Consider the following 9,933-nt stretch of genomic DNA (forward strand, 5'->3'; position numbering starts at 1 on the left):
TATCGATGTTTCCACCTCGATGCATGCACCTTAAATGACAGGACGCACAGGTTTATTTTTCAATCGGTTAGGGTAAAGCTCCGTATAAACTTGCCATAGAGTATTTAAAGAGCGATGTCCTGTTACTTGAGCCACTTCTTCAATTGTGAATCCCGCTTCAAATAAACGGCTTGCACCTTCTCTTCTAAGATCATGGTAACGTAGGTCTTCTATACCTAGTTTATTTCGAACTCTCCGAAAGCCTGCTGTTACTGAACGAGGATTGTAAGGAAAAATCCTTTCATCGTTGCGTGGCTGTCTTTGAATTATTTTCCAAGAATCACCTAACAAGGGTACCCACTGGTGATTGCCGTTTTTCTTCCGAGGATCTTTCCGGTCTCTTACCTTAACAGCAAGTTGTGTTTCATTCAGATCTACCCATCGAATATCGCATACTTCTCCTATTCGCATACAAGTCAACACAGATATAATAAATATGTCGCTATAGGGAATGGATGAGCCCGATGATTTCTCCCTGTCTTTTAGGCCTGTAATCAGTTTCTGAATTTCTAGTTCATTTGGCCGTCTGCTGCGGCGAGCACTCTTGCCTACTAAGCCCATAAACACCAAAGTGTGGTGTGCTGACTTAAATACATCATCGTTTACAGCAATTTGCCACATTGGTTTTGCTTGTTTAAATATAGAACGAAGATTAGAAATTTCTACAGAGAGAGTTTGCGGTAATACGCCATCATTGTCTTTTCTATACTGGCAGTGCTGAATGAGATCATGATCTTTAAAGTCGACAAGTGGCACATGTGCAATTGGATAGCGAAGTAGAAGCCTGAGATTAAAATTCATGGTGCGCTTGCTGATAAATTCGGGAGCTTTCAGAGCTTTTTCTATTAAGAATCCAATAGTTTGCTTGGTGGGAATGACTCCACCGTGTCGAACACTTTCTATTTTTTCCACTTCCTGTTCAGCCCAGGCGACAGCAGATGTTTTCTTAGCAAAAGTCTTAGTCTTATCGACGGTAGTGACGCCGGACTGTCTTTCGCGTACCCGGCATTTGAATTTAGTAATGCCAGATTGTGTTTTTACTTTCTGAATATGGTAAGACGCCATAGTACACCTCTATACTTGGGCACAGATTCAACTTGATGTAGAATCTGCCCTCTTTTTTATAAAACCACGATCCGAAAAGGTTTCTGTGCATTAAGAGAGCTTTTTTATCGGTTAAATGAACCTAGTTAATGTTCACTGTTCGTGCCCAATATGTGCCCACGAATGGTGAAAATTGGTTGGGAATGGGCACAAATGGGGTTAAATGATGCAAGATAGTGTTAGCGTGAAATTAGATAAATCTAATGAAAATCAAGATGATAAAGGTAGATTTCACAGTTCTCGATTTTCCGTCGCTCCGATGCTCGATTGGACTGACAGGCATTGCCGCTATTTTCATCGTCTGATGACTTCGGAGTCTTTGCTATATACGGAGATGGTAACAACAGGTGCCATCATTCACGGCAAAGGCGATTTTCTTGCTTACAGCGAACAGGAGCATCCAGTGTCTCTTCAGCTTGGTGGTTCTAATCCTGAAGATCTGGCAACCTGCGCTAAGTTAGCGGAACAGCGCGGATATGATGAAATCAACCTGAACGTGGGCTGCCCATCTGACCGAGTGCAGAACGGTCGTTTTGGCGCTTGCTTAATGGCAGAGCCTCAGTTGGTGGCGGACTGTGTAAAAGCAATGAAAGACGTTGTGGATATTCCAGTCACAGTAAAAACACGTATTGGTATCGATGATCAGGACTCATATGAGTTTCTGACGACCTTTATTTCAACCGTTCATGAGCAGAGTGGGTGTGACGATTTTACCATTCACGCCCGTAAAGCGTGGTTGAGTGGTCTTAGCCCTAAAGAAAACAGAGAGATTCCGCCTCTTGATTACCCTAGAGCCTACCAACTGAAAAAAGATTTCCCTCATTTAACGATTGGTTTAAATGGTGGAATCAAAACACTGGAAGAGAGTCTGGAGCACCTTAAACATCTTGATGGCGTTATGGTAGGAAGAGAAGCGTATCAAAGCCCTTATCTGTTATCTCAGGTTGATCAGGTTATCTTTGGGTTGGATAAGCCAGTTAAAAAACGCCGTCAGATCGTAGAAGAGATGTACCCGTATATAGAGGGTGAACTTTCTAAGGGGGCTTACCTCGGTCATATTACCCGACATATGCTGGGCCTGTTCCAGGCTATGCCGGGGGCAAGACAGTGGCGTCGTTATATTAGTGAGAATGCACATAAGAAAGGCGCAGGTATTGAAGTTGTTGAAACCGCACTGGCAAAAATTCCCGCTGAACTAGATGTGTAAAATTAGCCACTAGTTAGCAATAATTACCATATTTATAATTTTAGCCGAAGTGATTATTGCTTCGGCTTTTTTAATTGATTGAAAAATAAAAAATTTATTGATTTCAATAGTTGGCTCGCATCCTGCAATTATCGAACTAAAAGAGGAGATGATTTATGTTTGAGTTTATTTTCTTATTAGTTTTTCTGGGGATGTTGCTGTTTACGGGGATTTCTTTTATAGCCGTATTCGGAGCTATAGCTATCTCGTTCCTGGTAATGTTTATGGCAGGAATGGTAGGGTTCGTATTTAAGTTACTACCCTGGCTAATTGTAATAGGTCTTGGGGTCTGGTTTTACAAGAGCCAGTCTGGAAGCCACAGACGGTACCGATAAATGAATTAAATATATAGAACACTCGGATATCACTGGGTGTTTTTTTATATCTAAATGAAATAAAAAGTAGCGTATTGTTGTAAATGAGCCATGCTTACTAGATAAATCATAAAGTAGTGGTCGTGGTGGTCGGTCTACGCATGAGGGAATAATTATGACTCTAACAGAGCTAAGGACGCTATATAGAGACGAACAGTTGCTCGAAGCAATCATCGAGCCTTCTATACAGGATGGTGGCTGGGTTGTAGAGTTTCGCCACGCAAAAGGAGGCTTCGTTCCCTTAACTGATGCCCGTGGTGAAGAGTGTCAGTATTACGACCTTGACCTTGCCTCGAAGTCGGCGATGGCCGTCGGATTTAAACAAGTTCGAGTAGAGGAAAAATAGCCTTTTCCAGGAACTTTCAAAGTTTCTATTACCAAAAAGTTATAAAACATAACCTTCTATTCTTTTTTGTTATTAACGAGAGTGGTTAATCTATCGTCACGCAATTAACAGGAATATCGTGACATGGTACTTAAGGAACTCTCTGCTTTAGCAAGTCCTCTGAACGACCAGCAAATTGGTCAGCTTCAGCAGGCTGTCTCAGAATTATCGCCTCAGCAACTCGCATGGGTAAGCGGATACTTTTGGGGAGTCAGTCAATCTCAATCTATAGCGGCGGGCGCTCCTATCGCTCAAGCTGCGGCTTCTGTTTCAGCTGCTCCAGCGGGCAAGCTTTCTATTATCTTTGCATCCCAAACTGGTAACGCAAAGGGAGTGGCTGAGTCGTTGAAAGAGCAAGCTCAGTCCCAGGGAATTGACGTTGCCTTGTTTGATGCCAGTGATTATAAAGGCAAGAACCTGGCGAAAGAGTCCCACGTTATTTTCGTTGCTTCTACCAACGGAGAGGGTGAGCCGCCTGATAATGCGATAGAGTTACATGAGTTTTTGCAATCTAAGAAAGCTCCGAAACTGGATAACCTTAAGTATGCTGTGATTGGGCTTGGTGATTCAAGCTACGAGTTTTTCTGTCAGACAGGTAAAGATTTTGATGCGTTTTTATCGAAGCTAGGAGCAAAATCCTTTATCGACCGTATCGATTGCGATGTGGACTACGAAGAGTCTGCTGCTAAATGGGTCGAAGAGGCATTAGCAAAAGCAAAAGATGATCTTGCTGCACCAGTCAACGCTGATGTTGTACAGCTACCAGTGACTAAATCGGCTCATTCTCAGTACACAAAGCAAAACCCATATACTGCCACTCTTCTGACAAGTCAGAAGATCACTGGTCGTGATTCAGGTAAAGACGTTCGTCATATTGAAATTGATCTGGAAGATTCAGGCTTAACATACCAACCTGGTGATGCGTTGGGAGTGTGGTACGAAAACAGTAGCGAATTGGTGGACCAGATCCTGGCTAAAGTTGAGCTTTCTGGAGCTGAAAGTGTGGAAATCGACGGTGAAAGCCTCTCTGTCAGAAATGCTCTGATTACTAAGTTTGAGATTACTACTTCTAACCTTCAGCAAATCACTAAGTACGCTGAACTTTCAGGCAGTAAAAAACTTGAAAAGCTGGTGGCTGATAAAGACAAACTTCGTGAGTATTCAACAAATACTCAGCTGATTGATGTTCTGTCTGAAAAGAAAACCAAGCTATCGGCGGAAGAGCTTATCGGCCTTTTACGAAAACTGACTCCTCGTCTTTACTCAATAGCATCAAGTCAGTCTGAAGTGGATGAAGAAGTGCACTTGACGGTAGGTGTTGTTGAATATGAAAAGGGTGATGAAACTCGTTTTGGTGGAGCGTCTAGTTTCCTTTCTCACCGTCTAGAAGAGGGTGAGCAAGTAAAAGTATTTGTTGAAAATAACAATAATTTCAAACTTCCAGCTGATGACAAGACTCCTGTGATCATGATTGGTCCGGGTACAGGTATCGCGCCATTCAGAAGTTTTGTTCAGGAGAGGGATAACCGTGATGCTGAAGGCAAAAACTGGTTGTTCTTCGGTGACAGAACTTTTACTCAAGATTTTCTGTATCAGGTTGAGTGGCAGAAGTACCTGAAATCAGGTTTGTTAACAAAACTGGATGTTGCATTCAGTCGAGACCAGAAAGAAAAGGTCTATGTGCAGGACAGGCTGCTGGAAAATGCAGCAGAAGTATGGAGCTGGATTGAAGAAGGCGCACACATCTATGTATGTGGCGATGCCAACAGAATGGCCAAAGATGTTAATGCAGCACTGATTAACATTGCACAAGAGCAAGGCCAGCTTTCACAAGAAAGTGCAGAAGAATTTATAAACACACTTCGTAAAGAAAAACGTTACCAAAGGGATGTCTACTAATGAGCAAGCAAGAAGTATTGGGTCAGGTGCTAGGTCCTCTTTCGGATAACGAACGCCTGAAAAAAGAGAGCAACTTTCTGCGTGGTACGATCGAGCAAGATCTTCAGGATCGCATCACAGGTGGTTTTACAGCTGACAACTTCCAGCTGATCCGTTTCCATGGAATGTATCAGCAGGACGATCGTGATATTCGTCCTGAACGAGCCAAGCAAAAATTGGAGCCACTGCATAATGTGATGCTTCGTGCCCGTATGCCGGGTGGGATCATTACTCCTAAACAATGGCTTGCGATTGATAAGTTTGCAGATGAACACACTATGTATGGAAGTATTCGTTTGACTACTCGTCAGACATTCCAGTTTCATGGTGTATTGAAGCCAAACATTAAGCTGATGCATCAGACATTGAATAGTATAGGTATAGATTCCATTGCTACAGCTGGCGATGTAAACCGAAATGTCCTGTGTACTACTAATCCGGTAGAGTCGGAACTGCATCAGGAAGCTTACGAATGGGCTAAAAAGATCAGTGAGCACCTGCTTCCTAAAACGCGAGCTTATGCTGAAATATGGCTGAATGGTGAGAAGTTAGAAACAACAGATGAAGAACCTATTCTTGGTAGCACTTATCTACCTCGTAAGTTCAAAACCACTGTTGTGATACCTCCGCAGAATGATGTCGATGTACACGCAAACGACCTTAACTTTGTTGCTATTGCCGAAAATGGCAAGCTGGTTGGCTTCAATGTGTTGGTTGGTGGTGGTCTGGCGATGACTCATGGTGATACATCTACCTATCCACGCAGAGCGGATGACTTTGGTTTTGTTCCACTGGAGAAAACATTAGATGTAGCGGCTGCGGTTGTAACAACGCAGCGTGACTGGGGTAACCGTTCCAATCGTAAAAATGCAAAAACAAAATACACACTGGACCGAGTTGGGATAGATGTATTTAAAGCAGAAGTAGAGAAACGCGCCGGTATAGAATTTGCGGAAAGCCGTCCATATGAATTTACTGGCCGTGGTGATCGTATCGGTTGGGCTGAAGGTATCGATGGAAAACATCATTTAGCTCTGTTTATTGAAAATGGTCGCCTGCTGGATTACCCAGGAAAGCCTCTTAAAACAGGGGTTGCGGAGATAGCTAAGATCCACAAAGGCGATTTTCGAATGACGGCAAACCAGAACCTTATTGTTGCTGGTGTACCATCTGAGCAAAAAGATCAGATAGAAAAAATTGCTCGTGAACATGGCCTAATTGATGATGGAGTAAGTGAACAGCGCAAGAACTCGATGGCCTGTGTCGCTTTCCCTACATGTCCACTTGCGATGGCAGAAGCTGAGCGCTTCCTCCCCGAGTTTGTTACGGATGTCGAGCAGATCCTGAAAAAGCACGAGCTACCAGAAGACGACAACATCATTCTTCGAGTAACAGGCTGCCCGAATGGTTGTGGTCGTGCAATGCTGGCAGAAATTGGTCTGGTTGGTAAAGCGCCTGGTCGTTATAACTTGCATCTTGGAGGCAATAGAGCGGGAACGCGAGTACCTAAGATGTACAAAGAAAATATTACAGATAAGCAGATCCTGGAAGAAATTGACTCATTAGCTGGTCGCTGGGCTAAAGAGCGTGAAAAGGGAGAAGCTTTTGGTGACTTTGTTATTCGAGCAGGAATTATAGAAGAGGTCATCGTATCTAAGAGGGATTTCTATGCTTGATACAACGAAAGTTAGACTCGATTTGTCTGAGCTGCTTAAGCTTAATAAAGCTGAGCAAAGTCTCCAGCTAGCAGAAATAAATGCGAAACTAGAAAACATGAATGCGGCAGAGAGAGTCCAATGGGCACTTAATAACTTACCAGGTGAGCATGCATTATCTTCAAGTTTTGGTATTCAGGCCGCAGTTATGCTGCGCCTGGTTACTAAAGAGAAAGCAGATATTCCTGTTATTTTGACAGATACAGGCTACTTGTTTCCTGAAACCTATCAGTTTATTGATTCTTTAAAAGAGAAGTTAGATCTGAACTTAAAGATCTATCAGTCTCAAATTAGCCCGGCATGGCAGGAAGCAAAGTTTGGTAAATTGTGGGAACAGGGTGTAGAAGGCATTGAGAAGTACAATAAGCTAAATAAAGTAGAGCCTATGAAACGTGCCCTTGCTGAGTTAAATGTTTCTACCTGGTTCTCTGGGTTACGAAGAGAGCAATCAAACTCGAGAAACAATCTGCCGGTGCTTGCGATTCAGAATGGTGTGTTTAAGTTCTTACCTATTGTTGATTGGACAAATAAAGACGTTCACTACTATCTGGAAGAAAGTGACCTTTCTTATCACCCCTTGTGGGATGAAGGCTACCTTTCTGTCGGTGACACTCACACTACAGTAAAATGGGAACCAGGTATGAAAGAAGAAGATACTCGATTCTTTGGGTTGAAGAGAGAGTGTGGTCTTCATGAAGATGATACTGAAATTGATGGCTCCGGAATATAAAGCTGCAATTGCAGCTTTTTTATTCGAATTTTAATAAATCTGTGGATAAGTTGTTATTTAGTACTTAGTAAACTGGTACAAATAAGGCTTTCGATTAACATCCTTAAAAAACTCACTTTTTTTAGAAAAAAACTAAAAAAAGTCTTGCCAAGAATAATTCGATCTCTATAATCCCCCCTCGCTGACACGGCAAGGCTCACAAGGGTTGAGTCGTAGAAGCAGAAGGTCAATTTGAAAAAGATAATCGCTTCTCTTTCTACTTTTGCAAGGTAAAAAGAAAAAGCAAAAAGTGTTTGACACGAAAGATTATCTCGCTAAAATGGCCGTCCGTTTTGAGACTTCTGTAACAAGAATGAAATCAAAACACTGCTCTTTAACAATATAAACCTATCAATCTGTGTGGGCACTCGTTGATGATAATCAAAACTGATTCTTCGGAATCACAATGATTTCAATGATACAGAGTGACCAAACGAAGTAACTTATAGTTACATCGGCACAGTCAATTCAAACATTACTTAGCTGTTTATTAGCAAAAGAATGTTCAGTATTCATTGAGTCGACCAAAATCTTAAATTGAAGAGTTTGATCATGGCTCAGATTGAACGCTGGCGGCAGGCCTAACACATGCAAGTCGAGCGGAAACGACAACATTGACTCTTCGGACGATTTGTTGGGCGTCGAGCGGCGGACGGGTGAGTAATGCTTAGGAATTTGCCCAGTCGAGGGGGATAACTATTGGAAACGATAGCTAATACCGCATACGCCCTATGGGGGAAAGGAGGGGATCTTCGGACCTTTCGCGATTGGATAAGCCTAAGTGAGATTAGCTAGTTGGTGAGGTAAGAGCTCACCAAGGCGACGATCTCTAGCTGGTCTGAGAGGATGATCAGCCACACTGGAACTGAGACACGGTCCAGACTCCTACGGGAGGCAGCAGTGGGGAATATTGCACAATGGGCGCAAGCCTGATGCAGCCATGCCGCGTGTGTGAAGAAGGCCTTCGGGTTGTAAAGCACTTTCAGCAGTGAGGAAGGTGGTGAGCTTAATACGTTCATCATTTGACGTTAGCTGCAGAAGAAGCACCGGCTAACTCCGTGCCAGCAGCCGCGGTAATACGGAGGGTGCGAGCGTTAATCGGAATTACTGGGCGTAAAGCGCATGCAGGTGGTTAATTAAGTCAGATGTGAAAGCCCGGGGCTCAACCTCGGAAGGCCATTTGAAACTGGTTAACTAGAGTACTGTAGAGGGGGTAGAATTTCAGGTGTAGCGGTGAAATGCGTAGAGATCTGAAGGAATACCGGTGGCGAAGGCGGCCCCCTGGACAGATACTGACACTCAGATGCGAAAGCGTGGGGAGCAAACAGGATTAGATACCCTGGTAGTCCACGCCGTAAACGATGTCTACTTGGAGGTTGTTCCCTTGAGGAGTGGCTTTCGGAGCTAACGCGTTAAGTAGACCGCCTGGGGAGTACGGTCGCAAGATTAAAACTCAAATGAATTGACGGGGGCCCGCACAAGCGGTGGAGCATGTGGTTTAATTCGATGCAACGCGAAGAACCTTACCTACTCTTGACATCCAGAGAAGCCAGCGGAGACGCAGGTGTGCCTTCGGGAGCTCTGAGACAGGTGCTGCATGGCTGTCGTCAGCTCGTGTTGTGAAATGTTGGGTTAAGTCCCGCAACGAGCGCAACCCTTATCCTTAATTGCCAGCACTTCGGGTGGGAACTTTGGGGAGACTGCCGGTGATAAACCGGAGGAAGGTGGGGACGACGTCAAGTCATCATGGCCCTTACGAGTAGGGCTACACACGTGCTACAATGGCGCATACAGAGGGCGGCTAACTTGCGAGAGTAAGCGAATCCCAAAAAGTGCGTCGTAGTCCGGATTGGAGTCTGCAACTCGACTCCATGAAGTCGGAATCGCTAGTAATCGTAGATCAGAATGCTACGGTGAATACGTTCCCGGGCCTTGTACACACCGCCCGTCACACCATGGGAGTGGGCTGCAAAAGAAGTAGGTAGTTTAACCTTCTGGGGGACGCTTACCACTTTGTGGTTCATGACTGGGGTGAAGTCGTAACAAGGTAGCCCTAGGGGAACCTGGGGCTGGATCACCTCCTTAACGATAAGATTGTTGTTGATTAGTGTCCACACAGATTGATGGTTTATGTAGTTTAGAGTATGAAGGTGCCCAACACCTTCGCGATTTGGTTCTGCTTTTTAAAGTGGAAATCAAAAGCAGTGTCCCGTTCGTCTAGAGGCCTAGGACACCGCCCTTTCACGGCGGTAACAGGGGTTCGACTCCCCTACGGGATACCATTGGGTCGTTAGCTCAGTTGGTAGAGCAGTTGACTTTTAATCAATTGGTCGCAGGTTCGAATCCTGCACGACCCACCATTC

At 44.1% G+C, this 9,933-nt stretch carries 7 protein-coding genes, 2 tRNA genes and 1 rRNA gene; 9 read left to right on the top strand and 1 reads right to left on the bottom strand.

All coding sequences use genetic code 11. The features are described from left to right. Positions 1-30: 30 nt before the first annotated feature. Positions 31-1,104 carry a tyrosine-type recombinase/integrase gene (locus tag P7F88_RS00935; protein ID WP_277821483.1) on the bottom strand — a complete coding sequence of 358 codons (1,074 nt, stop codon included), beginning with the start codon at positions 1,102-1,104 and terminating at the stop codon, positions 31-33. Positions 1,105-1,309: 205 nt separating this feature from the next. On the opposite strand from P7F88_RS00935, the gene dusA reads away from it, so the two are divergent. The 9 genes from dusA (at position 1,310) to P7F88_RS00980 (ending at position 9,930) form a co-directional block, all read left to right on the top strand. After that, positions 1,310-2,350 carry a tRNA dihydrouridine(20/20a) synthase DusA gene (gene dusA / locus P7F88_RS00940; protein WP_277821498.1) on the top strand — a complete coding sequence of 347 codons (1,041 nt, stop codon included), beginning with the start codon at positions 1,310-1,312 and terminating at the stop codon, positions 2,348-2,350. Positions 2,351-2,505: 155 nt separating this feature from the next. Continuing rightward, complete coding sequence (pspG, locus tag P7F88_RS00945; RefSeq protein WP_277821484.1) at positions 2,506-2,724, top strand: envelope stress response protein PspG; 219 nt, start codon at positions 2,506-2,508, stop codon at positions 2,722-2,724. A 154-nt stretch (positions 2,725-2,878) separates the two neighbouring features. Beyond that, the gene (locus tag P7F88_RS00950; RefSeq protein WP_277821485.1) at positions 2,879-3,109 is read left to right on the top strand and encodes a hypothetical protein; all 231 of its coding nucleotides are present in this window, start codon (positions 2,879-2,881) and stop codon (positions 3,107-3,109) included. A 123-nt stretch (positions 3,110-3,232) separates the two neighbouring features. Then, entirely contained in the window at positions 3,233-5,047 is a 1,815-nt protein-coding gene (locus tag P7F88_RS00955) for an assimilatory sulfite reductase (NADPH) flavoprotein subunit (RefSeq protein ID WP_277821486.1), read from the top strand. After that, positions 5,047-6,762, top strand: a complete 1,716-nt coding sequence (gene cysI, locus P7F88_RS00960) for an assimilatory sulfite reductase (NADPH) hemoprotein subunit (RefSeq protein ID WP_277821487.1) — start codon at positions 5,047-5,049, stop codon at positions 6,760-6,762. The genes P7F88_RS00955 and cysI overlap by 1 nt, the downstream gene beginning before the upstream one ends. Further along, positions 6,755-7,531 carry a phosphoadenylyl-sulfate reductase gene (locus tag P7F88_RS00965; protein ID WP_277821488.1) on the top strand — a complete coding sequence of 259 codons (777 nt, stop codon included), beginning with the start codon at positions 6,755-6,757 and terminating at the stop codon, positions 7,529-7,531. The genes cysI and P7F88_RS00965 overlap by 8 nt, the downstream gene beginning before the upstream one ends. A gap of 573 nt (positions 7,532-8,104) precedes the next feature. Beyond that, positions 8,105-9,655: ribosomal RNA gene (locus P7F88_RS00970) — 16S ribosomal RNA — on the top strand. A gap of 121 nt (positions 9,656-9,776) precedes the next feature. Continuing rightward, positions 9,777-9,852 (top strand) — tRNA-Glu (locus P7F88_RS00975). Positions 9,853-9,854: 2 nt separating this feature from the next. Then, positions 9,855-9,930: transfer RNA gene (locus tag P7F88_RS00980), tRNA-Lys, on the top strand. Positions 9,931-9,933: the final 3 nt, after the last annotated feature.

Source organism: Vibrio hannami (assembly GCF_029589055.1).
Taxonomy (GTDB): domain Bacteria; phylum Pseudomonadota; class Gammaproteobacteria; order Enterobacterales; family Vibrionaceae; genus Vibrio; species Vibrio hannami.

Excerpts from the sequence above, each read along its gene's own strand:
- P7F88_RS00935 (WP_277821483.1), bottom strand. The coding sequence starts at position 1,104 with ATGGCGTCTTACCATATTCAGAAAGTAAAAACACAATCTGGCATTACT.
- pspG (WP_277821484.1), top strand. The coding sequence starts at position 2,506 with ATGTTTGAGTTTATTTTCTTATTAGTTTTTCTGGGGATGTTGCTGTTT.
- P7F88_RS00955 (WP_277821486.1), top strand. The coding sequence starts at position 3,233 with ATGGTACTTAAGGAACTCTCTGCTTTAGCAAGTCCTCTGAACGACCAG.
- P7F88_RS00965 (WP_277821488.1), top strand. The coding sequence starts at position 6,755 with ATGCTTGATACAACGAAAGTTAGACTCGATTTGTCTGAGCTGCTTAAG.
- P7F88_RS00950 (WP_277821485.1), top strand. The coding sequence starts at position 2,879 with ATGACTCTAACAGAGCTAAGGACGCTATATAGAGACGAACAGTTGCTC.
- dusA (WP_277821498.1), top strand. The coding sequence starts at position 1,310 with ATGCAAGATAGTGTTAGCGTGAAATTAGATAAATCTAATGAAAATCAA.
- cysI (WP_277821487.1), top strand. The coding sequence starts at position 5,047 with ATGAGCAAGCAAGAAGTATTGGGTCAGGTGCTAGGTCCTCTTTCGGAT.